We start from the raw sequence: 25,133 nt of genomic DNA, 5'->3' as shown, positions 1-25,133 counted from the left end.
CCCGTCCGGGACATAAGGCGCCGCGCCCAGCCACGGGCGCAGAAAATTCGCGAATTTTCTTTGATCCAAGATTTTTCTGCGAAAAATCTCTGGCGCGCAGGGGCGACCGTATCAGAATTCCTGATCGTCCGACTGCTGCCAGGGCTGCACAAGGTTTCCGAACCGGGTGAATTTGCCCTCGAAGCTCAGCTTGATGGTGCCAATGGGGCCGTGACGCTGTTTGCCGATGATCACCTCGGCCATGCCGTGCAGCCGTTCCATGCGTTCCTGCCACGCGGCCATCTCTTCCAGCCGGTCCTCGGAAGGTTGCTCGCGTTCGGCATAATATTCCTCTCGGAACACGAACATCACCACATCGGCGTCCTGTTCGATCGACCCTGATTCGCGAAGGTCGCTGAGCTGTGGCCGCTTGTCTTCGCGGCTCTCGACCTGACGGCTGAGCTGCGACAGGGCGATCACCGGGATGTCGAGCTCCTTGGCGATCGCCTTGAGGCCCATGGTGATCTCGGAGATCTCGTTCACCCGGTTGTCGCTCTTGCCGGTGCCGCGCACCAGTTGCAGATAGTCGATGATCAGCAGATCAAGCCCCTGCGTCCGTTTCAGGCGCCGGGCGCGCGCCGCAAGCTGACTGATGGGCAGGGCAGGCGTGTCGTCGATAAAGAGCGGGCAGGATTCCAGCTGTTTGGCGGCATCGACAAATTTGCGGAATTCGGCCTCGGTCATGTCACCCGAGCGGATCTGCTGGCTGGGGATCTCGGAGGCTTCCGACAGGATCCGCGCGGCGAGCTGCTCGGCGCTCATTTCCAGGCTGTAGAAGCCGACAACGCCACCTTCCACGGCCCCTTGGGTACCATCGGGTTTGGTGCCGCGGCGGTAGGCCTTGGCGACGTTGAAGGCGATGTTGGTGGCCAGCGAGGTCTTGCCCATCGAGGGCCGTCCGGCGAGGATCAGCAGGTCGGATTTGTGCAGACCGCCCAGCATCTTGTCCATGTCGGTGAGGCCCGCGGAAATGCCTGACAGGCCGCCATCGCGCTGATAGGCCGCGTTGGCGACATTGACGGCGTCGGTTACCGCCTTGAGAAAGCTCTGGAAGCCGGTCTGGGTCTGGCCCTGTTCGCTCAGCTTGTAGAGCTGTTGTTCGGCCTCGACGATCTGGTCTTTGGGCTCGCTGTCCACTTCCATCCGCGCGGCCTTGCCCGCGATATCGTGGCCAAGGGCGATCAGCTCGCGCCGGATCGCCAGATCATAGATCATCTGGGCATAGTCGCGCACCGCGAAGCTGCTGATCGCGGCACCGGCGAGATTGACCAGATAGGCCGGGCCGCCGAGTTCCTTCAGCCCTTCATCATCTTCCAGAAACGCCTTGAGGGTCACTGGCGAGGCGAGGTTGTTCTTGGCGATGCGGGCGGCAGCGGTTTCGAAGATTCGGGCATGGACGGGATCGTAGAAATGCTGCGCTCCGATGATGGCGGCCACACGATCATAGACGTCGTTGTTGGTCAGCAGCGCGCCCAGCAATTGCTGTTCGGCCTCGATCGAGTGGGGCATCGTATCGGCGTTCTGGATCTGCGCGCCGGTGGCATTGAAAGCGGTAATTTCGTTCATGTCGAGTCCCATTGGCTGGCGGGCTTTGTCATACTAGAGGCGCGCGCGATGAGGCAATGGACAGCTACCCTGCGGGCGCATGTATCTTTTTGTGGATAACCGATAGGCGGCCCGAACTGGCGTATCTTGCGTCATATTGGCCTGACGGGTCAAGATATAGTGTGTCGCAGCTCGGGCTTTGGCCCTGTTGCGGCAAAGATGGGACAGGACCGGGCAATTTGCCCGGGATGCTTGCAGGGTGGCGGAGGGGAGTTGCGAATCGCGCGGTTGCGACGGGGCCGGGGGCCGGGCTGACGCCCGGCCTATGCCCGGGCGTCCTGCCAGGCGCGCGGTGCTTTGAGGAAGGCCTCGACCTCGTGCAGGGTCTCTTCGTCGAAGGCGCCTTGCGCGCGGGCTTCGGCCAGCACGTCCCACCAAGTGCACAGATGGTGCAGCGTGACGCCGTGGTCGCCCAGCGTCTTCATCGTGCCCGAGAAGATCCCGTAGTAGAAGATCACCGCCGTATGGGCGCAGGTGGCCCCGGTCTCTCGGATCGCATCGACAAAGCTGATCTTGGAGCCGCCATCGGTGGTCAGGTCCTCGACCAGCAGCACGCGCTCGCCCTCGGTCATCACGCCCTCGATCCTGGCATTGCGGCCGTAGCCCTTGGGCTTTTTGCGCACATAGGTCATCGGCAGCGCCATGCGTTCGGCCACAAGTGCGGCAAAGGGGATGCCGGCCGTCTCGCCGCCGGCGATATTGTCGAACGCCTCGAAGCCCGCGTTGCGCATCACGGTGACGGTCAGGAAGTCCATCAAGGTGGCGCGGATGCGCGGAAAGCTGATCAGCTTGCGGCAATCGATATAGGTCGGACCCGGCAGGCCAGAGGCGTAGATATAGGGCTCTTTGGCGTTGAAATGCACGGCACCGATTTCGAGCAGCATGCGGGCGGTGAGGCGGGCGATTTCGTCCTGGGCGGGGTAGGTGGAGGGAATCATGTGTCGGTCCTTTGTTCGGGCAGCGCGCGGCCGGTCTTATGTCTTCCCTCTCGGCGGGGAAATTCGGAGCCGGAAGATGCTCAGGTCACGCGCCAGTGAAGGGGGTAGCCGGGATCGAAGACGGTGACGGGGCCATCTTCCGTGTCGATCTGCGCGGGGATGTCCGGCGTGCCGCGTTCCAGCGTGAGTTGCGTGTCGTTTGGCGGCAGGCCGTAAAAGGCGGGGCCGTTCAGCGATGTGAAAGCCTCCAGCCGGTCGAGCGCACCCTCATCCTCGAACACCTGCGCGAGGATCGGCATCGTGTTGGGGGCAGTGAAGCAGCCGGCGCAGCCGCAGGCCTGCAGCTTGGCCGGGTCGGTATGTGGTGCGCTGTCGGTGCCGAGGAAAAACCGGGCGTCGCCGGACGTGGCAGCGGCGCGCAGGGCGAGGCGGTGCTCTTCGCGTTTGGCCACGGGCAGGCAGTAGTAATGCGGTTTGATTCCACCGGCCAGGATATGGTTGCGGTTGATCACCAGATGATGCGTGGTGATGGTCGCGGCCAGCCCTGCCGGTACGCTGCGCACATAATCGGCGGCGCGCGCGGTGGTGATATGTTCCATCACCACCCGCAGGTCGGGCACACGGGTGCGCAAGGGCTCCAGCACGCGATCGATAAACACCGCCTCGCGGTCAAAAATATCGACCGCCGGGTCGGTGACCTCGCCATGCACGCAGAGCGGCAGGCCGATTTCGGCCATCCGTTCCAGCACGCCCCGCACGCGGGTGAAATCGGCGACTCCGCTGGCGGAATTGGTGGTGGCGCCTGCAGGGTAAAGCTTGACGGCGGTGATCAGCCCGCTGGCATGGGCGGCGGCGACATCGTCGGCGTCAGTTTCCTCGGTCAGGTAGAGGGTCATCAGCGGGGTGAAATCGCTGCCTTCGGGCCGGGCGGCCAGAATCCGCGCGCGGTAGGCAGTGGCATCGGCGGAAGTCACCACTGGCGGCACCAGATTGGGCATGATGATGGCGCGGGCGAAATGCGCGGCGGAATGGGGCAGGACGGCGCGTAGCATCGCGCCATCGCGCAGATGCAGGTGCCAGTCATCGGGGGTGCGGAGTGTCAGGCGCTGGATCATGGCCCGGCTTTACACAATCGCGGCACGCAGCACCAGAGCCGCGCGTGCAGTGCAGGCGTGTCAGTTCCCCGCCGCGGTTTCGGCGTCGTTGCCGTCTTCGATGCCGGGGGGCAGGGCGGCGCCTTCGGCCTTGAGAGTGTTGATCGCGGCCTGCTTCATCTTGCGGAAGCGCGGTGCGCGGCGCTGCTTCAATACCTTGCCCGCCAGCAGGATGGTCAGGTAGTGCCGCGAATCGGCGGTTACGCGGCGCAGCAGATTGAACTGGTAGCCCGGATCGGTCCTGCGGGCGCGAAACAGGCGCGCCAATGCGGTGCGGTTCAGCTTGCCCGCGCTGGCCTGTGCGAGGATGCGGTAGAGGATCTGCATCCGGATGAGGCTCTTGTCGAGATCCTCGGCCATGAAACGCATGCGGAACTTGGTCACGTTGGGACGGGTGAAGAGCGCGGCATGCATCGCGTCCAGCTCGATCTCGGGATCGTAGAGGATATAGGCATGGGACGCGGCATCAAGCATGTCGGGCGCATAGCCGTAACGGTCATCAAAAGCGGTGCGGCGCATCCGCAGATAGCGGTCGTCCCATTCGGCAACCCGCGGGTCAAGCGTTGCCTGCGGCTGAATCGCCACCACCTGCGCGCCGGGGGCCGCAACCGAAAACGCCGCGGCCGCATAGCCGCAGGGGCCGGCGCCGTAAAAGATGACCTGGTCGAAATCCTCGAAAAACCCGTCATCCACAAGCCGGTCGAAATAGCCGTAAACCGACCGGTCGCGAAACCAGGTGTCGCCATCGCTGACGAGGCACAGATGCGACCAGCCCAGTGCCTTGACCAGGTCCCAGCCCATCGGCTGGCAATCCTCGGAAATTTCGGCGATGCGCTGGTGGGTTTCGAAGGTGACCAGCAGAATCGGCTTTTCCTCGACGAAAATGGCCGCGTGCCGGTCGCCCAGCCGCGCCGTATAGCCGTCTTCCTCGGTCAGTTCAGCCACCTTGTCGAGCCAGGCATCGCGGTCCTTGAGGCCCGAAAGCGGCATGTCGAATGTATTGGCTGCGTCCTGCATGGGATGGCGTCCTTACTGCTCGTCCGGTTTTTTTAGCCGGTTTGGAGTCGGGGTCTAGCGGACAATATGGGCGAAAATTTGGAAAATCCGAGAGGATTGGACGACATGGGCCGTATTCCCGCCTTCATCTGCGAGGCGGGCGGCGGGACCGTGGGTGCGGAGGGGTGATTGAACTTCCCCGGTGAGAAGGGCATTCTGGCGCGTGAAATGGTCAGGAGGACTCGGGCCATGAACCGATTTGACGACATCCCCGAAACAGCGCTGGCCTGGCACCGGGCCGGCAAGGGCGCGGCGCTGGCCACGGTGGTTCAGACCTGGGGCAGCGCGCCGCGCCGGACGGGGGCGCAGCTGGCGATTTCCGGTGAGGGCGAAATTGCAGGTTCGGTTTCGGGGGGCTGTGTCGAGGGCGCGGTGATCACCGAGGCGCTGGATGCGATTGCGGCGGAAAAACCCGTGATGCTGGAATACGGGGTCAGCGACGGCGATGCCTTTGCCGTGGGGCTGGCCTGTGGCGGGACGATCCGCGTGTTGGTCGAACCGGTGGGCCGTGTCCTGCCAGAGCCGTTGCTGGCCGAACTGGTCGAGGCGCGCGCCGCCCGCACGCCGGTGGCCTATATCACTGGCATGACCGGGACGCCGCGAATCGAGCGAGACGGGCACGAGGAGCGGTTTCGCATGGACCGCTCGGGGTTCGAGGAGGATGGCGAGACCTTCGTCGCGATCCACAATCCGCCCCTGCGGCTGTTGATCGTCGGGGCGGTGCATGTGGCGCAGGCGCTGGTGCCGATGGCGCGGCTGGCAGGCTATGATCCGGTCCTGATCGACCCGCGCCCGGCCTTTGCCAGTGCCGCGCGCTTTCCCGGTGAGACGATCATCGACGACTGGCCCGACCAGGGCGTGCGCGGCTTCGGCCTTGATACACGCACGGCGCTGGTGCTGTTGACCCATGATCCCAAGCTGGACGATCCGGCGCTGATCGAAGCGCTGGAGACAGATGTGTTCTATATCGGTGCGCTCGGCTCGACCCGGACACATGCGAAACGCATCGCCCGGCTGAAAGAGGCCGGGCTGAGCGAGGCGCAATTGGCGCGCATTCACGGCCCCATCGGCATTGATATCGGTGCGGCAGGCCCGGCCGAGATTGCCGTCAGTATCCTGGCGGAAATGGTCCGGGTTCTGAGGCAAGGGGCATGATCTTTGGCCCTGTACCGCTGGCAGAGGCGACGGGGGCCATTCTGGCGCATTCGGTTTCGGTCTCTGATGGCCGGTTGCGCAAGGGGATCGTGCTGACCGAGGCGCATGTTGCCACGTTGCAAGAGGCCGGTGTGGCCGAGGTAATCGTCGCGCGCCCCGAGGCAGGGGACCTGCACGAGGATATAGCGGCGATGCAACTGGCCGAGGCGGCCTGCGGGACCGCGCCGGGCATCACGCTCAGCCGCGCCTTTACCGGGCGGGTGAACCTGCTGGCGGCGGGGCCGGGGGTCGTGCGGCTGGATCCCGCGCGTATCAACGCGGCCAATGCGGTGCATCCGATGATCACCATCGCCACGGTGCCCGAGTATCAGCAGATGCGTGACGGCGGGATGATCGCGACGGTCAAGATCATCTCTTATGCAGTGCCCGAAACGGCGGTGCGCGCGGCGGCGCAGGCCGTGCAGGGGGCTGTCTCGTTCGCCCAGCCGGTGCTGCGCGATGCGAAGCTGATCATCACCCAGACACCCGGCGGCCCCGGCGAGAAGGGCAGCGAGGCGATTGCCGCGCGGCTTGAAGCGCTTGGGATGACATTGCGCACCCAGATCACCGTCCCGCACGAGATCGACCCGATCGCGCGTGCGCTGGCTACGGCGCAGGGGGATATGATTCTCGTCCTGACCGCCTCTGCCACATCGGACCCGAATGATACCGCGCCTGCGGCGCTGCGGGCGGCGGGCGGTCGGGTCGAGCGGTTCGGCATGCCGGTCGATCCGGGCAACCTGCTGTTTCTGGGCGCACTCGGGGGGCGTCCGGTGATCGGCCTGCCGGGTTGCGCGCGCGCACCATCGCTGAATGGCGCCGACCGGGTGTTGAGCCGGGTGGCCTGCGGGATCGCGGTCACGGCTGACGATATCGCGGGCATGGGGGTTGGCGGGCTGCTGAAGGAAATTCCGACCCGTCCGATGCCGCGCCGGGGCCGGAAGGATACGGCCGGATGATTGCGCAGATCTGGGCCAGCTATCGGGCTTTGCCATTTTGGGTGCAAATCTGGGTATTCGGCATTCTGGTGCCAGTCAACGCGGCTGCGATCTTCTTTGTTGCTGCGCCCTTCGGCGGCTGGGTGGCGGCGCTGGCGATTGGCGGCATGCTGCCGAACCTGTGGATCATGCTGCGCGAACGCGGCTTCCCCGACACGATGGCCCTGCCGCATGTGCTGGTCTGGACGCCTCTGGTGGTGCTTCTGGCCTGTCTGCTGGCCGGGACCGTCGAGCTGAGCGCTGGCTACACCCGTTATCTGTGGCTGCTGCTGGTGGTTGATCTGATCTCGCTGTTGTTCGACTTCAACGATGTGCGCCATTGGCTGCGAAGACGACGTGAGCATCCCTAGCGCAGCCTGACAGCCTGCCCCGGACATGAAAACGGCGCCCGCATCGGGGCGCCGTCCAGATCGCGTTTGCGACAGAAATTACCGCGCTGCGGGGCCGATGATCATGATCATCTGACGGCCTTCCATCTTGGGCATGTTTTCCACCTTGCCGACGCCTTCGACATCGGTGGCCACGCGCTCCAGCAGTTTGCGGCCCAGATCCTGGTGCGCCATCTCGCGTCCGCGAAAGCGCAGGGTGATCTTTACCTTGTCGCCGTTCTCGAGAAACTTGAAGACGTTGCGCATTTTCACTTCATAATCATGCGTGTCGGTGTTGGGCCGAAACTTGACCTCTTTCACCTCGATGATCTTCTGCTTCTTGCGGGCTTCAGATTCGCGCTTCTGCGTCTCGTACTTGTACTTGCCATAGTCCATGATCTTGCAGACCGGCGGGCTCGCGTTGGGCGAGATCTCAACGAGGTCCAGCCCCGCTTCTTCGGCCATTTCCAAGGCACGGCGGCCGGATACGACTCCGACATTTTCGCCGTCAGCGCCAATCAGGCGGATTTCGTCGTCACGTATGCGCTCGTTGACGCGGGGACCAGTGTCACGTGTCGGGGGAGCGTTGTGGGGTCTGCGGGCTATGGTTTTTATCCTTCGATGATTTGTAGGGTCGACTGAGTGGGCAAGCTAACCGCGTGACCCCTGCCTTTCAAGCCGCAAAATAGGCTGATCTGAGCCGAAATGCCGGTTATTCCCCTTGTGTCTTGGCAGGAGGGCCGCCATTTGGTCTGACATAACCAACGGCCTTGCGATCATGCATGAGCCAGAACGGATAAAGAGGGAAGATTAATGAAAAATCTGCTGTGGATCATTGTAGCCGCGGTTGTGCTGGGTGGTGGGTATTTCCTGATGACCGGCAAATCGCCAACCGAAATGTTGGGGACGACCGAAGAGCCGATCACGCCGCCCGCCGAAATCGACGTGGTTGAAGAGCCTGAAGCCGCACCTGCCGAAGCCGAAGACGTGACCGAGCAAACGGTTGAAGAGGCCGTCGAAGAGAAGGTCGAGGAAGCAACGCAGGAAGCGACCGACGCGGTGGACGAGATCACCGACGAGGCCAAATCGCTGGCCGATGACGCCGCCACGCAGGTGGATGACGCCGTGAACGAGGCCACACAGGGCGTGTCCGATGCGATCAATGACCTGACCGGCAATGCCGAAACCGCCGCCGAAGCGACCGAAGAGGCCGTTGAAGCAACCACGGATGCGGCAGCAGACACGGCAATGGATGCCGCAGAGGCCACTGAAGAGGCTGTTGAAGCGACGACCGATGCGGCGGCCGACACTGTAACCGATGCGGCCGAAGCAACCGAGGACGCTGTTGAAGCAACCACGGATGCGGCGACAGACACGGCAACTGACGCAGCAACGGATGCGGCAGACACGGCCACCGACGCCGCGACAGATGCCGCTGCGAACGACGTGCTGAGCGTGGACAATTTCGACCTCGGCGCGGCCACCGACATGATCGATAATTCGAGCATCGATGTGTTGCAGAAGACCGTGCTGAAAAAAGCACTGCAGGGCGCGGCCGACAATCCAGAGATGCTGAAAATGGCGATTGAACAGGTCAAGACCGCTCTGGGTCTCTGAATTCTGAAGCCTTCCGCGCTTTTCCTCGATGAGGGAGAGTGCGAAAAGCCCGCACCGATAATTTCGGTGCGGGCTTTTTTTATCCGTCGTTGCGGGAGTGACGAGCGTCCGCGCCTAGCCCGCGCGCGGCGGCGTCAGTCCAGAAACGCCTTTTCCACCACGTAATGCGCGGGCTTGGAATTGGCGCCTTCCTCCAGACCGTAGCTTTCCAGCAGGTCCTTGAGCTCCAGGTTGAAGGCCAGGTTGCCGCAAATCATCGCGCGATCGGTCTCGGGGCAGAGCGGGGGCACGCCAAGGTCCGCGAACACCTCACCGGAGCGCATCAGGTCGGTGATGCGGCCCATCTTGGGGCTCTCTTCGCGGGTGGTGGTGGGATAGTAGCGCAGCTTGTCGGCAAATCCCTCGCCGATCAGTTCCGCCAGCATCTCGTCTGCCCGGATGCTCTCGATCAGCTTTGCACCATAGGTCAGTTCGCCAACCTCGCGGCAGGTGTGTGTGATGATCACCTCGTCATAGTCGTCATAGGTTTGCGGATCGCGCAAGAGCGAGGCAAAGGGCGCGAAACCCGTGCCGGTGGCAAACAGCCACAGCCGTTTGCCCGGCAGCAGCGCGTCATGCACCAGCGTGCCGACGGGTTTGGGCCGCAGGATGATCTGGTCGCCCGGCTCGATATGTTGCAGGCGGCTGGTCAGCGGGCCGTCCTGAACCTTGATCGAATAGAATTCCAGCTCGTCGTCCCAACTGGGCGAGGCAATGGAATAGGCACGCAAGAGCGGCTTTTGCTTGCCTGTCTCGGGGTTGGGATCGCCCATCAGGCCGATCATCACGAATTCGCCCGAGCGGAACCGCAGGCTTGCGGGGCGCGTCACGCGAAAGGAAAACAGCCGGTCGGTCCAATGCGTGACCTGCGTCACGGTCTGGGCGTCGGGCAGGGTGGGCACTGGTTTGATCGGCGCGGCGTCTGTCACGGGCGAAATCTCGTTCATGGGTCCATTGACCGGCTGCATAGGCCGGCCCCTCTTACTAGGCTTTGATGTGGATCAGGAAAAGGGTGTGATTATCCGCGTATGCGCGCCTGATAGTCATGGGCCTGCCAGTTGGCGCGAAATTGCCACTGGTCCTGGGGTTGGCGGGCGGCCAGATCCGGGGCGATCTCGATCTCGTCGTATCCCACGCGGCGGGCCATGGCATATTGGTCGGCGATCACATGCCCCCTCGCCCGCAACCTGCCGGTATAGCCGTGCAGGCGCAACTGCCGCGCGAGGGTAAAGCCGCGCCCGTCCGCCGCGCTGGGGAAATCCACCCGCACCATGCGCAGGTTCGGGATCTTGTCCAGCAGCGCCTCCAGATCGGCATCGGCGGGCACGTCCAGCACGCCGGTCGTTTCGGTGGCCTCGTCCAGCGGCGTGAACGGCTCGTTCCAGCCATCACTGTCAAACCCGGTATCGGTGACGATCACGTTCATGCATTCACTCCTTGTCTTACGATCTTGCCATTCACGACGTGAATCCCACATTCGCTTTTTTCCGCGCCGCGCCAACGGCCTGCGCGTGGGTCTTCGCCCGGTTTCACCGGCGAGGTGCAGGGCATGCAGCCGATCGAAGGATAGCCGCGCGCCACCAGCGGATGACGCGGCAGGCGGTTTTCCTCCATGTAGGTGCGCACGTCGGTGGGCTGCCAATGTGCCAGCGGATTCACCTTCATGCGGCCGGTGGCCTCTTCGACTTCGAAGAAATCCATTTCGGCGCGGGCGCCGCCCTGATAGCGTTTGCGCCCAGTGATCCAGCCGTCAAAGCCGCGCAGCGCCTGTTCCAGCGGGCGTGTCTTGCGCAGCGCGCAGCAGGCATCGGTGTCGCGTGTATGCAGCGTCATGTCCGGATCGTCGGCCGCTTTTTCGGCAGGATCGGCGCGGATGATGCGCACATCGGTCAGGCCCAGCCGTTCGGTCAGTTCCTGTTGGTAGACCAGCGTTTCGGCAAAGAGCAGTTCGGTGTCGAGAAAGATCACCGGCGTATCCCGTCGGATCACCGAAACCATGTGCAAGAGCACGACGGATTCGGCCCCGAAGCTGGAAACCAGCGCCAGACGCCCGGCATCAGGGCCGGTCAGTGCATGTTGCAGGACCGTATGGGCTGCGTTCAGCCGGTACCAGTCATTGAGCGACGCAACCCGCGTCCCCAGCTCATTCTGCGGCATAGGCCTGCGCCTCGATCTCGTAGAGCGCGGCCTTGAACGGGGCCAGCCCCAGCCGCTGGTAAGCCGCGAGGAAGGTCTCGGACGCATCGAGGCGCAGGTCCAGATAGGCGTGGATGATCCGCTCGATGGCGGGGACGATCTCATCGGCGGAAAAGCCCGGCCCGGTGCGGTCGCCCAGCCGTGCATCCTCGCGGTGATCGCCGCCAAGGGTGATCTGGTAGCTTTCCACGCCCGCCCGGTCGAGCCCGAGAATGCCGATATGGCCGACATGGTGATGTCCGCAGGCATTGATGCAGCCCGAAATCTTGATCTTCATCTCGCCGATTTCATGCTCCAGCTTCAACTCGTCGAACCGGGTCGCGATCTGTTGCGCGATGGGGATCGAACGCGCGGTGGCCAGGGCGCAGTAATCCATGCCGGGGCAGGCGATGATATCGCTGATCAACCCGATATTGGCGGTGCCAAGGCCCGTGGCGCGCAGCGCGGCAAACACGCTGGGAACGTGGGATTTGTGGACATACGGCAGGATCACGTTTTGCTCGTGAGAGATGCGCAGCTCGTCATGGCCGTAGCGTTCGGCCAGGTCCGCCATCAGGCGCATTTGCTGCGCCGATGCGTCGCCCGGCGTTGCGCCATGCGCCTTGAGCGAGATCGAGACGATCGCGTAGCCCGGCGCGCGGTGTTCCGACAGGTTGGTGTCGGCCCAGGAGCGAAAGACCGGATCGTGCTGGCGGGCCTGATTGTAGGGGGCCTCGGATGCGGTGATAAACTCCGGTGGGGCAAACTGGGCGCGGATGTCGGCCAGCATCTGTTGATCGACGCCTTTAAAGCTGGGTTTGATGGCGGCGAATTGTTTCTCGACCCGGGCGCGGATATCGTCGATGCCATGCTCGTGCACGGTGATCTTGATGCGCGCCTTGAACTTGTTGTCGCGCCGCCCCAGCAGGTTCCAGACGCCTACCACCGCCTCGATATAGGGCAGCAGATCGGCCTCTGGCAGGAAATCGGCCAGCACCTTGCCGATCATGGGCGTGCGGCCCAGACCGCCCCCCACGAGAACCTGATAGCCGATTTCGCCATCCCGTTCGACGATGCGCAGCCCAATGTCATGCGCGGCTGTCACGGCGCGGTCATTGGGGCTGCCGGTGACGCCGACCTTGAACTTGCGCGGCAGGAACTGGAATTCGGGGTGGTCGGTGGACCATTGGCGGATCAGCTCGGCCACCGGGCGCGGGTCGGCCACCTCGTCGGCGGCGGCGCCTGCGAAATGGTCCGCGGTCACGTTGCGGATGGTGTTTCCGGAGGTCTGGATGCAATGCATTTCCACCTCGGCCAGTGCCTCGAGAATGTCGGGGACATTGGCGAGGTTCGGCCAGTTGAACTGGATATTCTGGCGCGTGGTGAAATGGCCATAGCCCTTGTCCCACCGCTCGGCGATCATTGCCAGCTGGCGCATCTGCGCGGAATTGAGCGTGCCGTAAGGGATCGCCACGCGCAGCATGTAGGCGTGCAGTTGCAGGTAAAGCCCGTTCATCAGGCGCAGTGGCTTGAATTCATCCTCGGTCAGCGAGCCGTCGATACGGCGTTCGACCTGAGCACGAAACTGGCGGTTGCGTTCGGCGACGAACGCCTTGTCAAATTCGGTATAGGTGTACATGACTTTTTTCCTGAGAAGAGGCTGCGAAGCGTTAATCCGGGTCAGGCTCGGGTCGCGCTGTCTGCCTGTTTGCCGTGGAAATGGTTCGAGGGGCCGGTGCGCCGGAATTCCTCGCGGAAATGCACCGGGACAGGGCCTTCGGGGGTGGGTTTCATCGCCGTCAGGTAAACGCCGACCACTTCGTGATGGCGTGCCTCGGCGATCAGCAGACGCAATGCGGCATCGGCCTCGTCGGTGAGAATGTCGGCATCGCTCAGGGCGCGGCTCCAGGTGTCCTGGGTGGTGAAATAGACCACGTCGCCCTCGATCAGGGCGTTGGCGGTGATGACTTGGGGCGTGAATTCGCGGGGCATCAGGCAGTCTCCTGCAAGGGGGTAAGATTGGGCAACGGGGCGATGCCGGGAATGACCAGTGCGGCGATCCCGGCGCTGCGACAGGAAGCCAGCAATTGCGCATCCGGTGCGGACGGCATCAGGCAGATGACGTGCTGTCCGGCGCGCGCGGCGTCGATCAGCGGCCGGGCCGAGCCGGGCAGGGCGCCGAACGCTGCTTCGCGTCGGGCCAGATCGAGGATCTGTGGAGAAATGGCCGCGCCATGCAGGACCAGATCGGCCTCGTGCAGGATGTTGCGCGTCTTGAGCGGCAGCAGTTCGGGATCGGCGGCCCCGACGATGGCAAAGCTCACGCGGCCTGCGCTGCTGCGTGCGCCCAGATGCGCGGCCAGATGGGTGTCCAGAACCTGGCCCAGATCGGCGGTGGCGTCACGGTCCAGCGCGTCCGGGCCTGCGTGAAAGAAGAATTCGCTCCAGAAACGGCGCCGTGCGCGGCCCATCGGCAGGGCCTCGGCCATGCGGCGAAAGGCGCTCGCGGCGCGGGCCAGTGGGCCGAGCGTTGCGGGCAGGCGGGCCTCCAGATCGGCCTTGATCGCGCGCGCCAGAACCGGGGCCGTGCCTTCGGTGCCGATGGCGATGGTCACCGGGTCGCGATCGACGATGGCGGGGGTGATGAACTGGCTGTCCTGCAGATTGTCGACGATATTGGTCAGCGGGCCATCGGCGCGGGCGATGCGCGTGGTGCGGGCATCCTCGGACGCATCCTCATCGGCGGCATAAAAGAGCACGGCACCGCGCGTGTCGCCGGGGGCCAGCGGGCGACGGACCAGTGTCAGGGCGCCGGACTTGGCCCAAGCGACGATCTCGGCGGCGGGCGACGCGGCATATACGGTCAGCTGGGCTTGGGTCTTGAGCAGCAGGCGCAGCTTGGCCAATGCGGCGTCACCGCCGCCCGACAGGACGACGCGGCGTCCCTCAAGAGCCAGGAAGATTGGGAAATGTTTCATCTGCGGGCTGTCCGTTCTCGTGTTGACTTGCCGCATTATAGAAAATAATCCCGCATTTGCGCCAGATGGGCGGGGGAATAAGGACGTATGTTCCAATCACGCCCGCCGCTTGCTGGATTGTTCCAAACGCAAAAGGATAATGGAATGTCTGTTCGCATCGATGACCTGGATCGAAAAATCCTCATGGAATTGCAGGCCGATGGCGGGCAGTCACTCGACGATATCGCGCGCGCGGTGGGCAGTTCGAAGACGCCGGTGTGGAACCGGATTCGCAAGATGCGCGAGAACGGGGTGATCCGGCGGCAGACCTTTCTGCTGGATGCTGACGCGCTGGGGTTCGAGGCGTGTTTCTTTGTCCTGATCCGCACGTCGGAACATGATGCGAACTGGCAAAAGACCTTTCTGAAGGCGTTGCAGGACCGCCCCGAAGTGCAGGAGGCGCACCGGCTGGCGGGTGATATCGACTATATCCTGAAGGTCCGCGTGGCCAATGCGCGGGCTTATGACACGTTCTACCAGGCGCTGATTTCAGAGGTGAAGGTGCATAACGTGACGGCGCTGTTGTCGATGGAGGAGATCAAATCGACGACGATCCTGCCGCTCTGAAAATAGCCAAGGGCCGCCGGGTGCTGCGGCAGGAGTAGTTAAGCAGCACTCTCCAACGCGTTGATAATGGGGCTGAAATCATCCGCCTTCAGGCTGGCGCCACCGACCAGCGCGCCGTCGACATCGGGGATTGCGAAAATCTCGGCGGCGTTGCCGGGCTTGACCGATCCGCCATAGAGCAGACGCATGCCATCCGCCTGCGCGGCGCCGAAACGGGTGGTCAGCCGCGCACGGATGAAATCATGCACTTCGCCGATCTGTTCGGGGCTGGGGGTCAGGCCGCTGCCGATGGCCCAGCAGGGTTCGTAGGCGATCACGGTGTTGGCCGCTGCTGCGCTGTCGGGCACCGAAAGCGACAATTGCCCGGCGATGATATCGAGCGTGTTGGCCGCCTCGCGCTGTGCAAGGCTCTCGCCTAGGCAGATAATCGCGGTCAGGCCGGCGGCATGGGCGGCCTTGGCCTTGGCGCGCACGATTTCGCTGCTTTCCTCATGAGCCTCGCGCCGTTCGGAATGGCCGACGATCACCGCGCTGGCGCCGGCATCCTTGAGCATCAGGGCCGACAGATCGCCGGTGAACGCGCCCGAGGCGCGGGCGTGGCAATCCTGCCCGCCGATCTGCATCGCGCTACCTTCGCAGGTGGCACAGGCGGCGGTGATCAGCGTCGCGGGCGGGCAGATCAGGATGTCGATCGCGGGCGCAGGGTGGGTCGCGTTCAGTGCCGTGAGCTGCGCCAGATCGGCCTGCAGCCCGTGCATCTTCCAATTGCCTGCCACCAGTTTGCGTCGCATGATCCCTCCACTTTTCAGGTGCGGTATCATCGGCCATGAGGCCGCGCAATGCAAGGGTGCAGGTGCCCAGAAGTATCTTTTATTACAGCCGGTTAAGCAGGTATCTTACATACCTTCGAACTTGATCGACTCGCCGCAGCCGCAGGCCTCGGTCACGTTGGGATTGCTGAAGCGAAAGCCCGATTCCAGCAAGCTGGTCTGATAGTCGATCTCGGTGCCAAAGAGGAACATCTGCGCCATCGGCGCGATCATGATCCGCGCGCCTTCCTGCTCGACCACCTCATCGTTGGGGTCGACCTCGGTCACATAGTCCATGGTGTACTCCATGCCTGCGCAGCCGCCCTTCTTGACGCCGATGCGCAACCCCTTGTGGCCGTCCTTGGCCATCAGTTTGGATATCTGCTTTGCCGCCTTGTCGGTCATGGTGACCGCTTGTTTGCCGGGAATGCCGAACATTTTGGAACCTCATGTTACCTGCTGCAAACTTAGTGCGCCTGTGTCGCGATCTCAAGCGGGGGCAGATGAGAAAGCAGCAGTTGCGTGCCAAGGGCCACCGCGATGGCCCAGCCGAACGAGGCCAGCGTGCCTATGATGACATATTCCGCCGTGCGCTGGTCGCGGGTCGCGGTGCCGTAACGCAGGATCGACTTGGCGGTGATCAGAAAGCCAACACCGATGGGCAGGCCCGACAGGATCAGAAGGTAGATCAACCCGCGTTCCAGCACCCCGATCAGCCGCCCGCCATCGCGCAGCCCGTTGTTGCGAATCCGCTGGCTGTGGGGCTGCATCAGCAGCCCGACGGCATATTGGCCGGCCGTGACGCAGAGGATGAGGCCGGTCAGCAGCGCATAGAGCGGCAGAAACACCGACAGCTCTGCCCAGGCGCCGCTGTGCCAGAGCGCCGGGGCAAGGTAGGCGGCGACGAGCAGCGTCACCAGATGTGCGCCCTGATCGGCCATGAAAGCGGAAAACCCGCGAAATCCGGTGAACCGTCTTGCCGCCTGAAGCTTGGCCGTGTCGATGATGACATGCGCAACCGCGAGCGCGGTCAGCACCGGATCATAGGGCAGGCCCAGCGCGGCATGGGCGGTGATCCAGACGATGGCGCCATGTAGCAGCATGACGGACGGGCGGGATTTGTTGGCGTTGATCCAATCGGTTTGCAGCGCGAAATCGGCGAGGACATGGGCGAAGAGGAGGGCGGCTAGGGTTTCGATCATCGGGCGGCCCCGCAATGCAAGCAAGTTATTTCGCTTGCTTTTGAGTGAAGCAAGCCATTCGGATTGCGGCTCTTCACTGTGCCGTCTCCACTGCATCAAGCGCGTCGATCAGTGCGTGATACCCGGCCCCGGCCAAGGCCTGATCGACCGCTTGCCGGGAAATCCCGAGCGTCTCTGCGGCGATCCGCCGTGGTCCGCTATCGGGGGGTAAGGTCAGGCAAAGCGCGCGGGCCTGGGCCTGAGTCCAGCCCTGCGAGATGTGATCGGCAAGGCGGAAGGTGGCATCGAGCGCGCCGCCTTCTGCATGGGCCATCAGGGTCCGGGGCGGCAATGCGTCGAGCAGGCGTCCGGAGGCGGTGAAGACCGGGCCATGCGCGCTGTTGAGGTCGGCCCCCGGACGGTCCGGAACCTCGCCAATGCCGGTGGCCACTGCGATGCGGGTGGCGGCGGTTTCGCTTTGGGCGCGGATGCAGGCCTGGGCGCAAAGGGCAGGGCGCAGGCTATAGCGAGGGGTGTCGATCAGGATCTGCCAGCCATCGCCGCCCCGGCGGGCGAATCCGGTGCGGGTTTCATCGCGGCCCTCGGACGGCCAGCGGGAGATTTCCACGGCAAGCCGGCTCAGGGCCGCGATCAGATCATCAAGCTCTCGGGGGGGCAGTTCCGATGAGTTTACGATGTCGCCAGTGAGGACGGTGCGAAGCATTGGCAAGCAATAAGGCTTGCAATCGCAAAATGCAAGCTAAATTACTTGCACTTTACATGAACCCCAGTTCGAGACGGGCTTCGTCGCTCATCATGTCCATGCCCCAGGGCGGTTCCCATGTGAGTTCCACATCGACCTGCTTGATGCCCGCCAGCGGTTCGACCGCTTCGGCGACCCAACCGGGCATTTCGCCGGCGACCGGACAGCCGGGGGCGGTCAGGGTCATCACGATCTTGACCGCGTTCTCTTCGTCGATGTCGATGGTGTAGATCAATCCCAGATCAAAGATATTCACCGGGATTTCGGGATCGAACACGCTGCGGCAGGCTTCAACCACCGCGTCGTATTGCGGGTGATCCGTGGTGGAAGGCGCGATCAGCGGAATGCCTTCGAAAGGTTGCGGGTTTTCGGTCATGACAGGGCCTGTTCAGTTACCTGACCAAACATATAGGGATTGCGGTCGCCCGCGTCCAGAGCCCGATCAGTGGCGAGTCGTCGCAAGCGCGCGAGATGCATTACTTGACCTTGCGGCGCCGGATCGGGGTGGGGCGCACCCGCGTTTCGATCATCTCGTAGAGCGTGCCGACGATGTTCTTGCCGGTGGAAGCCTCAATGCCTTCAAATCCGGGGGAAGAATTGACCTCGAGCACCTTAGGGCCGGTTTCGGCGCGCAGGAGGTCCACGCCGGCCATGTTGAGATCGAATGCCTTGGCCGCGCGTAACGCGGTCTCACGCTCTTGCTTGGTGATACGCACCGCCTTGGCGCTGCCGCCGCGGTGCAGGTTCGAGCGAAAATCGCCATCTGCGCCGGTGCGCTTCATGGATGCCACAACCTTGCCGCCGATCACCAGGCAGCGGATATCCTCGCCTGCGGCTTCCTTGACAAAATCCTGCACCAGGAAGTTCGCCTTGAGCCCGCGAAAGGCGTCGATCACCGATTCTGCGGCCTTGCGGGTTTCGGCCAGCACGACGCCCTTGCCCTGTGTTGATTCCAGAAGTTTGACGATCAACGGCGCGGTGCCCACCAGCGCGATGATGTTGCCGGTATCGCCCGGGCTGGCGGCAAAGGCGGTGTTGGGCATGCCGATCTTGGCGCGGGCCATGATCTGATGCGCGTGCAGCTTGTCCCGGCTGGCGACGATGCCGGTACTTCCATTGACGCACCATGTGCCGATGGTCTCGAACTGGCGCAGGATGGCCGCGCCGTAGGGCGTCACCGATGCGCCGATGCGCGGGATCACGGCGTCGAACCGCGGCAGGCGCTTGCCGTCGTAATGCACCTCGGGGGCCATCGCGTTGATCGCCATGTAGCAGCGAGTGGTATTGATGACCTCGACCGTATGGCCGCGTTTTTCACCCTCTTCCACCAGGCGGCGGGTCGAATAATTGTCCTCGCGGCTGAGCACCGCGATACGCAGTGCGCGGTCCGGTGCGGATTGGCGCATCTTGGCGGTGTGATAGACGTCATAGCTGAGTTCGGGCTGCAGGAACCGGTCGGTGGCGACGATCGAAATATGGTCCTTTAGCGCCTGCCGACCCAGCAACATGCGGCTGTTCATCTTGTCGCGGTTGGTCAGGGTGATTTCGATCGGCCAATCATCCCCGTTCACTTCCAGCTTGGTCTCGATTACGAAGCGCGATTCCTTTTCGCCGTTCGAGGATGTCACCTCGCGCCGGTCGATGATCGGAGCCGAACAGGGGATGATCAGATCGTCGCGGCCGGGAATGGGATGCACGGTAAAGCGCACCTTTGGCTTGGCGATGGGGCCGAAGGTTTCGATGTCGAAGGCGTGCAGCGCCGAGGTGCGCGCGCCGGTGTCCACCTTGGCGCGGATGGCGGGCACGCCCAGGTCTGGCAAGCCAATCCATTCTTCCCAGCCAAATTGCAGGGGCTCAACCGGATCGGATGGGGACATGGGGCACTCCTTGCTGGGGGGCTCTGGATAGGGGGATGGGTGGTGTTTCGGCTCAGGGTCGTTGGTTTCGCGGATCGCGTAGCCCAAGTATTCGGGTAGACCCTGCATCATGCCGCGCGATTGCCGGACCGCAAGACAATGCGCAGGCGGCAACCCCGAGGCGACCTTGATATCGCACCCGGTGCCGCCGTGCAATCGGGCCGGCTACTTGTTCACGTCATCCTTGATATACCGCACCTGACCTTCGCGCAGGCGAAAGCTGCGGCGCAACACCGCCCAGGCGATCAGCGACAAGGCCGCAAAGATCGCCAGCAGGGGTGGCAGACCCCAGCCCGCGCCGGTCACGGCCAGCAGCAGCCCGACAAGGGCCGCGCCAATGGCAAAGCCCAGAAACAGGAAGCCCGGCAGCACGACTTCGATGATCGCCAGCACCAGCGCCACCGCCATCCAGACCCACCACAGGGACCAGAGCGCCGCAGCCATCAGGCCTTGCCCTTGAGCATCTTGAACGCGTCGCCGAACGCCTCGAGCGCGCTGGCGGGGACGACGATGGTGGACGATCCGGCGCTGGAGCCCAGCGCGTTCAGCGCCTCGACCTGTTTCAGCGCGACCTGGTACTGCGCCGCCTCAAGCCCGTTATCGGCAATCGCCTGCGCCACCGCAGCGGTCGCATAAGCCTCAGCATCGGCCTGGATGCGGCGCGCCTTGGCGATCTGTTCCGCCGCATAGAGTTGGGCATCGGCATTCAGCTCGACACTGCGCTTGTGGCCCTCGGCCTCGGTCACCTGGGCGCGGCGGGCGCGCTCGGCATTGAGCTGTTGCAGCATCGCGTCGCGGGTGGCCTGATCGAGATTGACATCGAGGATTTCGGCGCGGGTCACTTCGATGCCCCAGTCATCCACCGAATCCTCGACCAACACCTTGATCGTCGAGATCAGCTCGTTGCGGTTCGATTGCACCTCGTCGAGATCCATCTTGCCGATCTCGGCACGCACGATCCCGGCGACGGTGGTCGAGATCGCGGCATCGACATCGCGGATACGGTAGACGGTCTTTTCCGGCTGGGTGATCCGGTAGAACACGGATGTATCGACCTGCACCAGCACGTTGTCCTTGGTGATGGCATCCTGGCTGGCGGTCGGCAATTGCCGCTCGAGAATGGAAATCTTGTGTGCGATCCGGTCGAGAAACGGCACGATCAGGTTGATCCCCGGCCCCAGTACGGAATGCAGGCGGCCAAAGCGCTCGACCACGTGCTGTTCGGATTGCGGGACGATCTTGACCGCCTTGATCGCCAGAATGACGAGCAGCACAGCGCCGAGCAGGTAGAGCAGGTTTTGTTCCAGCAGATCGCTGAGCAATGTTTCGAGATCCAAGGCGGGCATCCTTCCATAGGGGGGCGTCCTGAGAGATATGGCCGTAGTTCGGGAAAACTGCAACGGTCCACGGGTGGCGCAAGGCGCGGAGTTGCTGGCAGCAAAGGCGCCATGCGGGTTCCCGGTGTCCCATAACCCTTGGGGGCGGGGCCGGTGGTGACAACCCGATCCGGTCGTGTCTGCACTTGTTCCCATTGCCCGTCCGCGCATCTGCGCCTATAGCCCGGCCATGACCAGATTTACCTTTGACCTCAAGGCCCGCGACGGGCGCGCGCGCGCAGGATTGATCAGCACGCCGCGCGGCGACATCCGCACGCCGGCCTTCATGCCCGTGGGCACCGCCGCAACCGTCAAGGCGATGCTGCCCGAAAGCGTGGCCGCCACCGGCGCCGATATCTTGCTGGGCAACACCTACCACCTGATGCTGCGCCCCACCGCCGAGCGGATCGCCCGGCTGGGCGGTTTGCACAAGTTCATGAACTGGGATCGGCCGATCCTGACCGACTCGGGCGGCTTTCAGGTGATGAGCCTTGCAGGGCTGCGCAAGCTGACCGAAGAAGGGGTGACGTTCAAATCCCATATCGACGGCTCGAAACATGCCCTGACGCCGGAACGGTCGATGGAGATACAGGCGCTACTGGGCAGCGACATCGTAATGTGTTTCGACGAATGCCCGGCGCTGCCGGCGGATCGCAAGCGGATCGAGGCCAGCATGCAGCTGTCGATGCGGTGGGCGGCGCGGTCGCGCGAGGCCTTCGGCGACCGGCCCGGACATGCCCTGTTCGGGATCCAGCAGGGCGGGCTGGACGAGGAACTGCGCGGGCAGAGCGCCGAGGCGTTGCGCAGCATCGGATTTGACGGCTACGCGGTTGGTGGTCTGGCCGTGGGCGAGGGGCAGGAGGCGATGTTTGGTGCGCTGGATTTCGCGCCCGCGCAATTGCCCGAGGACAAACCGCGCTACCTGATGGGCGTGGGCAAGCCCGACGATATTGTCGGCGCCGTGGAGCGCGGCATCGACATGATGGATTGCGTGCTTCCCTCGCGCTCGGGGCGCACGGGCCAAGTGTTTACCCGCATGGGCGTGCTGAACATCAAGAACGCGCGTCATCAGGACGATCCGCGCCCTCTGGACGAGAACTGTGGCTGCCCTGCCTGCCGCAACTACAGCCGCGCCTACCTGCACCACGTATTCAGGTCACAAGAGATCATCTCGTCGATGCTGCTGACCTGGCACAACCTGCAATATTACCAGGATCTCATGGCGGGGATGCGCGCGGCCATCGCGGAGGGCAGCTTTGCCCGGTTCGTCGCGAATTTTCATGCCCAGCGCGCCGAGGGCGATATCGTGCCGCTGTAGGGCCGCCGCCCGCGACGCCGAATTGACGACATGAAAAAGGCGCCCCCTCGGGAGCGCCTTTTACCAATTTCGGGTGTAGTGTTGCTGGCTGTCAGGCCGCTTTCTTCCGGCGGCGCAGGGCGACGAGACCACCCAGGCCACCCAGAAGCAGGGGCAGGGCGCCCGGCACAGGCACCGGCGTCATGTTCGATGTCAGGACGACGCGTTCCCAGTTGGCGGCGCTGTTCAGGTAGTTGTCACCTGACCGATACCCAAAGCTGAGGAAGGATGCCTCGTTATTGGGGCTTCTTCCGGCAAGCCCGACATCGGTGTGCCAGCTCATCCGGTCGCGCTCGAAACGGCCACTTGTATCGGCGGAACTTTGTCGAATGCGGTCGGTCAGGCCGGCAAAGCCCATCGAATAGCCGTTCTTGTACCATTGTGCGCCATTGGCGACGATCGTGGCACTACGGTCCGTTTGCAGCGGGATGTAGGTGGCACTGTCGATCGTGGCCAGCAGGTCGAATGTCGACGAGCCAACGCGGCGAGAGGCCAGCATGATCTGGTCACCGGCCCCGGCGAACAGGTTCGCGATAGGGACGTCAGTGTCACTGAAAAACCCCTTGTAGATGACGCTCCAGCCGCCATTCAGGACGTCGCTGACCGCGACGTCATTCTGGGGGCCGATGTAATTGACGGTGGCAGCCGAGGCAGAGCCTCCGGCCAGACCGGTGGCAACGATCAGCGCTGCGACCGTGGTCTTCATGGATTTAACGAAGTTCAATGCAATTTCCCCTGTGCGAAAAAGCGAATGTTGAAATGTCTCTGTACTCAGGGGAGTTAGTCACGCCTCGTGGGGGCGTCACGGGGAAAGAAATCACTTCCACCTCACTTGTAGGAAGCGCGGCGGATTCCGGGAAACAGTGCGCTGGTACGCCGCGCATTGTTGCGCCGCCGGAAGCGTCGTGCGCGCGCCGGAAGATGCATGGCAGGAATGGGCTGATCGGGTATCGCCAAACCCAGGACATGAAAAAGGCGCCCCGTTGGAGCGCCTTTCATCCCTCTCGGGTGTAGAGTTGCGGGCTGTCAGGCCGCTTTCTTCCGGCGGCGCAGGGCGACGAGACCACCCAGGCCACCCAGAAGCAGGGGCAAGGCGCCTGGCACGGGTACCGGCGTCATGTTCGCCGTGAGGACGACGCGTTCCCAGTTGGCGGCGCTATTCAGGTAGGTGTTGTTCCCTGACCGCCAGCCTGGGCTGAGCCAGGCAGCCGGATCGGACGCATTCTGACCCGGGGCGTAGCCAGTCCAGTTGGTGTGCCAGCTCAGACGGTCGCGCTCGGTCTGAGCTTGGACGTCTGCGGTGTTTTGGCTGATTGCGTCGGTGGCCCCGGCAAAGCCCATCGAATAGCCGTTCTTGTACCAGCGCGCACCATTGGCGTCGATCGTGGTGTTCAAGCTGGTTTGCAACGGAATGAAGATGGCACTGTCGATCGCGGCGAGCACGTCGAAGGTGCTGGAGCCGACCCGGCGAGCGGCCAGCATGACCATGTCGCCCGCACCGGCAAATACCGAAGTAAGCGAGGCGTTTTGTGACATGCGACCGGAATAGATCACGCTCCAGCCGCCGCTGACCACGTCAGCCACGGCGACGTCGTTCTGCACGCCGAAGGGATTGTAGGTAGCGGCCGAAGCGGCACCGCTGGTCAGCCCCGTCGCCACGACGAGCGCGGCTGCGGTTGTCTTGATGTACTTAATGAAACTCACGAAACTCTTTCTCCAGATATGCGTATTTCGAAAATGATATACGCGCGGTTAATTTCGACCGGAGCATGTCGGGCAAGTTTCTATTTTTCCACAAAAAAGTGGATTTCCCCGTAAACAGCGGTGCAACGCCGGTCCTGCGCGAAACAACGATATTGTCTCGCGCTCATTGGGGCGAATTTGGAAACCTTGTGTGGCGTGGGGAGGATGCGGGAGGGGGCTCTGATTCGGATGCCCGCCGTCCCGCTTAAGCGCGCTGTTGCGGGACGTCAGGCGGCTTTCTTCCGGCGGCGCAGGGCGACGAGACCGCCCAGGCCACCCAGAAGCAGGGGTAATGCGCCCGGCACGGGAACCGGCGTCACGTTGGCCGTCAGAACAAGGCGCTCCCATTCGTCGGAAGAGTTCAGATCAGTGTTGTCTCCCGACCGCCAGCCGCCGCTGAGGAACGAGGCGGCGTCGTTGCGGTCCCCTCCGACATTGGTATGCCAGCTCAACCGGTCGCGCTCTGACTGGCCGTTTATGTCGGCAGAGCTCTGATTAATGGTGTCGGTTTCACCCGCGAAGCCCATTGAGCGGCCGTTCTTGTACCAGCCCGCGCCGTTGGCGACGACGGAGGTATTCGGGGCGGTTTGAAGCGGAATGAAGATGTTGCTACCGATCGTCGCCAGCAGGTCGAATGTGGTCGAGCCGACGCGGCGAGTGGCCAGCATGAGCTTGTCACCGGCCCCGGCGAACAGGTCCGCGATGGGGACGTCGTCGTCACTCATGAGTCCTTGGTAAATGATGCTCCAGCCACCATTCAGAACGTCGCTTACAGCGACATCGTTCTGGGGGCCTGTATAGTCGACCGTCGCGGCCGAGGCAGAGCCTCCGGCCAGGCCGGTGGCAACAAACAGCGCTGCGAGGGTGGTCCTCATGGATCTGACGAAAGTCACAGCATTCCCCTAACACAAAAAAAACACATTTTTGACACTTCTCGTCTAACTGCTAATCGCGGGGATAGCCACGTGAAAGTTACTCATTCCCAAATAATTGCTGTCAGGGGGTCGGGGAGCATTGCCCGTTGGGAAACTGTGGTGCGGCGGGGCTGTCATTGTTGCGCATTCAGAAACTCATGTGCGACGGGCTTTGCACCGTCCGAAGCGTGGGGCGCTGTCCGAAGAATGTGGCACGGGTGACGATTCGGGGTGTGGCATTTTCTACAGTTACCTGCTTGCCCCTTGGGGCAGCAGCAGGCATTCTGAATCGCGTCGTGACGGTAGG

28 protein-coding genes are annotated in these 25,133 nt (G+C 63.3%); 6 read left to right on the top strand and 22 right to left on the bottom strand.

Going from position 1 to position 25,133, the window contains the following annotated elements:
- Positions 1-111: 111 nt before the first annotated feature.
- The 4 genes from O3306_RS05810 to O3306_RS05795 form a co-directional block, all read right to left on the bottom strand.
- Positions 112-1,605, bottom strand: a complete 1,494-nt coding sequence (locus tag O3306_RS05810; protein WP_272004472.1) for a replicative DNA helicase — start codon at positions 1,603-1,605, stop codon at positions 112-114.
- Between the two features lie 302 nt (positions 1,606-1,907).
- Positions 1,908-2,582 (bottom strand): orotate phosphoribosyltransferase, encoded by a 675-nt coding sequence (locus tag O3306_RS05805; RefSeq protein WP_272004470.1) that lies wholly within the window; start codon positions 2,580-2,582, stop codon positions 1,908-1,910.
- Between the two features lie 80 nt (positions 2,583-2,662).
- On the bottom strand, positions 2,663-3,697 hold the full coding sequence (gene pyrC, locus O3306_RS05800) for a dihydroorotase (protein ID WP_272004468.1): 1,035 nt from the start codon (positions 3,695-3,697) through the stop codon (positions 2,663-2,665).
- A 60-nt stretch (positions 3,698-3,757) separates the two neighbouring features.
- Complete coding sequence (locus O3306_RS05795) at positions 3,758-4,753, bottom strand: phosphoadenosine phosphosulfate reductase (RefSeq protein WP_272004466.1); 996 nt, start codon at positions 4,751-4,753, stop codon at positions 3,758-3,760.
- Between the two features lie 228 nt (positions 4,754-4,981).
- Here O3306_RS05795 and O3306_RS05790 point away from each other — a divergent pair, with 228 nt between their 5' ends.
- From O3306_RS05790 to O3306_RS05780, 3 genes are read left to right on the top strand one after another with little or no spacing between them, the layout of a single operon-like run.
- Positions 4,982-5,947 (top strand): XdhC family protein, encoded by a 966-nt coding sequence (locus O3306_RS05790; RefSeq protein WP_272004464.1) that lies wholly within the window; start codon positions 4,982-4,984, stop codon positions 5,945-5,947.
- Positions 5,944-6,945: a molybdopterin-binding protein gene (locus O3306_RS05785; RefSeq protein ID WP_272004462.1), complete on the top strand. Its 1,002-nt coding sequence runs from the start codon at positions 5,944-5,946 to the stop codon at positions 6,943-6,945. The genes O3306_RS05790 and O3306_RS05785 overlap by 4 nt, the downstream gene beginning before the upstream one ends.
- The gene (locus tag O3306_RS05780) at positions 6,942-7,334 is read left to right on the top strand and encodes a hypothetical protein (protein WP_272004460.1); all 393 of its coding nucleotides are present in this window, start codon (positions 6,942-6,944) and stop codon (positions 7,332-7,334) included. The genes O3306_RS05785 and O3306_RS05780 overlap by 4 nt, the downstream gene beginning before the upstream one ends.
- 78 nt (positions 7,335-7,412) lie before the next feature.
- Here the strand turns inward: O3306_RS05780 and infC are convergent, their stop codons facing one another.
- Positions 7,413-7,958 (bottom strand): translation initiation factor IF-3, encoded by a 546-nt coding sequence (infC, locus tag O3306_RS05775; RefSeq protein WP_272004633.1) that lies wholly within the window; start codon positions 7,956-7,958, stop codon positions 7,413-7,415.
- A 207-nt stretch (positions 7,959-8,165) separates the two neighbouring features.
- Here infC and O3306_RS05770 point away from each other — a divergent pair, with 207 nt between their 5' ends.
- Positions 8,166-8,969 carry a hypothetical protein gene (locus O3306_RS05770; RefSeq protein WP_272004458.1) on the top strand — a complete coding sequence of 268 codons (804 nt, stop codon included), beginning with the start codon at positions 8,166-8,168 and terminating at the stop codon, positions 8,967-8,969.
- 134 nt (positions 8,970-9,103) lie between these two features.
- Here O3306_RS05770 and O3306_RS05765 read toward each other — a convergent pair whose 3' ends face one another.
- The 6 genes from O3306_RS05765 to O3306_RS05740 all read right to left on the bottom strand — a co-directional run bounded on the left by O3306_RS05765 (position 9,104) and on the right by O3306_RS05740 (position 14,161).
- Positions 9,104-9,955, bottom strand: a complete 852-nt coding sequence (locus tag O3306_RS05765; protein ID WP_272004632.1) for a ferredoxin--NADP reductase — start codon at positions 9,953-9,955, stop codon at positions 9,104-9,106.
- A 71-nt stretch (positions 9,956-10,026) separates the two neighbouring features.
- Positions 10,027-10,434 (bottom strand): DUF934 domain-containing protein, encoded by a 408-nt coding sequence (locus O3306_RS05760; RefSeq protein ID WP_272004456.1) that lies wholly within the window; start codon positions 10,432-10,434, stop codon positions 10,027-10,029.
- A complete protein-coding gene (locus O3306_RS05755) occupies positions 10,431-11,165 on the bottom strand; it encodes a phosphoadenylyl-sulfate reductase (RefSeq protein ID WP_272004454.1) in 735 nt (244 codons plus the stop codon). Before O3306_RS05755 ends, O3306_RS05760 begins: the two co-directional genes overlap by 4 nt.
- On the bottom strand, positions 11,152-12,822 hold the full coding sequence (locus O3306_RS05750) for a nitrite/sulfite reductase (RefSeq protein WP_272004452.1): 1,671 nt from the start codon (positions 12,820-12,822) through the stop codon (positions 11,152-11,154). Before O3306_RS05750 ends, O3306_RS05755 begins: the two co-directional genes overlap by 14 nt.
- Positions 12,823-12,863: 41 nt before the next feature.
- On the bottom strand, positions 12,864-13,175 hold the full coding sequence (locus O3306_RS05745) for a DUF2849 domain-containing protein (RefSeq protein ID WP_272004450.1): 312 nt from the start codon (positions 13,173-13,175) through the stop codon (positions 12,864-12,866).
- The gene (locus O3306_RS05740; protein ID WP_442969978.1) at positions 13,175-14,161 is read right to left on the bottom strand and encodes a siroheme synthase; all 987 of its coding nucleotides are present in this window, start codon (positions 14,159-14,161) and stop codon (positions 13,175-13,177) included. Before O3306_RS05740 ends, O3306_RS05745 begins: the two co-directional genes overlap by 1 nt.
- Positions 14,162-14,305: 144 nt before the next feature.
- On the opposite strand from O3306_RS05740, the gene O3306_RS05735 reads away from it, so the two are divergent.
- Positions 14,306-14,767 carry an Lrp/AsnC family transcriptional regulator gene (locus O3306_RS05735; RefSeq protein WP_272004448.1) on the top strand — a complete coding sequence of 154 codons (462 nt, stop codon included), beginning with the start codon at positions 14,306-14,308 and terminating at the stop codon, positions 14,765-14,767.
- Between the two features lie 38 nt (positions 14,768-14,805).
- Here the strand turns inward: O3306_RS05735 and tpiA are convergent, their stop codons facing one another.
- The 8 genes from tpiA to O3306_RS05695 all read right to left on the bottom strand — a co-directional run bounded on the left by tpiA (position 14,806) and on the right by O3306_RS05695 (position 20,773).
- Positions 14,806-15,558 carry a triose-phosphate isomerase gene (gene tpiA / locus O3306_RS05730; protein WP_272004446.1) on the bottom strand — a complete coding sequence of 251 codons (753 nt, stop codon included), beginning with the start codon at positions 15,556-15,558 and terminating at the stop codon, positions 14,806-14,808.
- A gap of 105 nt (positions 15,559-15,663) precedes the next feature.
- A complete protein-coding gene (locus O3306_RS05725) occupies positions 15,664-16,014 on the bottom strand; it encodes a HesB/IscA family protein (RefSeq protein WP_272004444.1) in 351 nt (116 codons plus the stop codon).
- 29 nt (positions 16,015-16,043) lie between these two features.
- Positions 16,044-16,778, bottom strand: coding sequence for a DUF3307 domain-containing protein (locus O3306_RS05720; RefSeq protein WP_272004442.1), 735 nt, complete (start codon positions 16,776-16,778; stop codon positions 16,044-16,046).
- A gap of 73 nt (positions 16,779-16,851) precedes the next feature.
- Positions 16,852-17,481, bottom strand: a complete 630-nt coding sequence (locus O3306_RS05715; RefSeq protein ID WP_272004440.1) for a MarR family transcriptional regulator — start codon at positions 17,479-17,481, stop codon at positions 16,852-16,854.
- Between the two features lie 52 nt (positions 17,482-17,533).
- Entirely contained in the window at positions 17,534-17,896 is a 363-nt protein-coding gene (locus O3306_RS05710) for an SUF system Fe-S cluster assembly protein (RefSeq protein ID WP_272004438.1), read from the bottom strand.
- A 100-nt stretch (positions 17,897-17,996) separates the two neighbouring features.
- A complete protein-coding gene (rimK, locus tag O3306_RS05705) occupies positions 17,997-19,397 on the bottom strand; it encodes a 30S ribosomal protein S6--L-glutamate ligase (RefSeq protein ID WP_272004436.1) in 1,401 nt (466 codons plus the stop codon).
- Positions 19,398-19,601: 204 nt separating this feature from the next.
- Entirely contained in the window at positions 19,602-19,880 is a 279-nt protein-coding gene (locus tag O3306_RS05700) for an NfeD family protein (RefSeq protein ID WP_272004434.1), read from the bottom strand.
- A complete protein-coding gene (locus tag O3306_RS05695) occupies positions 19,880-20,773 on the bottom strand; it encodes an SPFH domain-containing protein (protein WP_272004432.1) in 894 nt (297 codons plus the stop codon). Before O3306_RS05695 ends, O3306_RS05700 begins: the two co-directional genes overlap by 1 nt.
- Positions 20,774-21,002: 229 nt before the next feature.
- On the opposite strand from O3306_RS05695, the gene tgt reads away from it, so the two are divergent.
- Complete coding sequence (gene tgt, locus O3306_RS05690; protein WP_272004430.1) at positions 21,003-22,130, top strand: tRNA guanosine(34) transglycosylase Tgt; 1,128 nt, start codon at positions 21,003-21,005, stop codon at positions 22,128-22,130.
- A 91-nt stretch (positions 22,131-22,221) separates the two neighbouring features.
- Here tgt and O3306_RS05685 read toward each other — a convergent pair whose 3' ends face one another.
- The 3 genes from O3306_RS05685 to O3306_RS05675 form a co-directional block, all read right to left on the bottom strand.
- On the bottom strand, positions 22,222-22,875 hold the full coding sequence (locus O3306_RS05685; protein WP_272004428.1) for a VPLPA-CTERM sorting domain-containing protein: 654 nt from the start codon (positions 22,873-22,875) through the stop codon (positions 22,222-22,224).
- Positions 22,876-23,195: 320 nt separating this feature from the next.
- On the bottom strand, positions 23,196-23,873 hold the full coding sequence (locus tag O3306_RS05680; RefSeq protein ID WP_272004426.1) for a VPLPA-CTERM sorting domain-containing protein: 678 nt from the start codon (positions 23,871-23,873) through the stop codon (positions 23,196-23,198).
- Between the two features lie 266 nt (positions 23,874-24,139).
- Positions 24,140-24,787, bottom strand: coding sequence for a VPLPA-CTERM sorting domain-containing protein (locus O3306_RS05675; RefSeq protein WP_272004424.1), 648 nt, complete (start codon positions 24,785-24,787; stop codon positions 24,140-24,142).
- Between the last annotated feature and the right edge of the window lie 346 nt (positions 24,788-25,133).

The sequence above is a fragment of the Roseovarius sp. ZX-A-9 genome (assembly GCF_028369135.1).
GTDB lineage: Bacteria > Pseudomonadota > Alphaproteobacteria > Rhodobacterales > Rhodobacteraceae > Roseovarius.
The sequence above is the reverse complement of the archived record's forward strand: the minus strand, read 5'-3'. Positions and strand labels throughout refer to the sequence as shown.

What these genes read in the sequence shown, in the direction of transcription:
- O3306_RS05810 (WP_272004472.1), bottom strand. Translation starts at nt 1,605, where the DNA reads ATGAACGAAATTACCGCTTTCAATGCCACCGGCGCGCAGATCCAGAAC.
- O3306_RS05805 (WP_272004470.1), bottom strand. Translation starts at nt 2,582, where the DNA reads ATGATTCCCTCCACCTACCCCGCCCAGGACGAAATCGCCCGCCTCACC.
- pyrC (WP_272004468.1), bottom strand. Translation starts at nt 3,697, where the DNA reads ATGATCCAGCGCCTGACACTCCGCACCCCCGATGACTGGCACCTGCAT.
- O3306_RS05795 (WP_272004466.1), bottom strand. Translation starts at nt 4,753, where the DNA reads ATGCAGGACGCAGCCAATACATTCGACATGCCGCTTTCGGGCCTCAAG.
- O3306_RS05790 (WP_272004464.1), top strand. Translation starts at nt 4,982, where the DNA reads ATGAACCGATTTGACGACATCCCCGAAACAGCGCTGGCCTGGCACCGG.
- O3306_RS05785 (WP_272004462.1), top strand. Translation starts at nt 5,944, where the DNA reads ATGATCTTTGGCCCTGTACCGCTGGCAGAGGCGACGGGGGCCATTCTG.
- O3306_RS05780 (WP_272004460.1), top strand. Translation starts at nt 6,942, where the DNA reads ATGATTGCGCAGATCTGGGCCAGCTATCGGGCTTTGCCATTTTGGGTG.
- O3306_RS05770 (WP_272004458.1), top strand. Translation starts at nt 8,166, where the DNA reads ATGAAAAATCTGCTGTGGATCATTGTAGCCGCGGTTGTGCTGGGTGGT.
- O3306_RS05765 (WP_272004632.1), bottom strand. Translation starts at nt 9,955, where the DNA reads ATGAACGAGATTTCGCCCGTGACAGACGCCGCGCCGATCAAACCAGTG.
- O3306_RS05760 (WP_272004456.1), bottom strand. Translation starts at nt 10,434, where the DNA reads ATGAACGTGATCGTCACCGATACCGGGTTTGACAGTGATGGCTGGAAC.
- O3306_RS05755 (WP_272004454.1), bottom strand. Translation starts at nt 11,165, where the DNA reads ATGCCGCAGAATGAGCTGGGGACGCGGGTTGCGTCGCTCAATGACTGG.
- O3306_RS05750 (WP_272004452.1), bottom strand. Translation starts at nt 12,822, where the DNA reads ATGTACACCTATACCGAATTTGACAAGGCGTTCGTCGCCGAACGCAAC.
- O3306_RS05745 (WP_272004450.1), bottom strand. Translation starts at nt 13,175, where the DNA reads ATGCCCCGCGAATTCACGCCCCAAGTCATCACCGCCAACGCCCTGATC.
- O3306_RS05740 (WP_442969978.1), bottom strand. Translation starts at nt 14,161, where the DNA reads ATGAAACATTTCCCAATCTTCCTGGCTCTTGAGGGACGCCGCGTCGTC.
- O3306_RS05735 (WP_272004448.1), top strand. Translation starts at nt 14,306, where the DNA reads ATGTCTGTTCGCATCGATGACCTGGATCGAAAAATCCTCATGGAATTG.
- tpiA (WP_272004446.1), bottom strand. Translation starts at nt 15,558, where the DNA reads ATGCGACGCAAACTGGTGGCAGGCAATTGGAAGATGCACGGGCTGCAG.
- O3306_RS05725 (WP_272004444.1), bottom strand. Translation starts at nt 16,014, where the DNA reads ATGTTCGGCATTCCCGGCAAACAAGCGGTCACCATGACCGACAAGGCG.
- O3306_RS05720 (WP_272004442.1), bottom strand. Translation starts at nt 16,778, where the DNA reads ATGATCGAAACCCTAGCCGCCCTCCTCTTCGCCCATGTCCTCGCCGAT.
- O3306_RS05715 (WP_272004440.1), bottom strand. Translation starts at nt 17,481, where the DNA reads ATGCTTCGCACCGTCCTCACTGGCGACATCGTAAACTCATCGGAACTG.
- O3306_RS05710 (WP_272004438.1), bottom strand. Translation starts at nt 17,896, where the DNA reads ATGACCGAAAACCCGCAACCTTTCGAAGGCATTCCGCTGATCGCGCCT.
- rimK (WP_272004436.1), bottom strand. Translation starts at nt 19,397, where the DNA reads ATGTCCCCATCCGATCCGGTTGAGCCCCTGCAATTTGGCTGGGAAGAA.
- O3306_RS05700 (WP_272004434.1), bottom strand. Translation starts at nt 19,880, where the DNA reads ATGGCTGCGGCGCTCTGGTCCCTGTGGTGGGTCTGGATGGCGGTGGCG.
- tgt (WP_272004430.1), top strand. Translation starts at nt 21,003, where the DNA reads ATGACCAGATTTACCTTTGACCTCAAGGCCCGCGACGGGCGCGCGCGC.
- O3306_RS05685 (WP_272004428.1), bottom strand. Translation starts at nt 22,875, where the DNA reads ATGAAGACCACGGTCGCAGCGCTGATCGTTGCCACCGGTCTGGCCGGA.
- O3306_RS05675 (WP_272004424.1), bottom strand. Translation starts at nt 24,787, where the DNA reads ATGAGGACCACCCTCGCAGCGCTGTTTGTTGCCACCGGCCTGGCCGGA.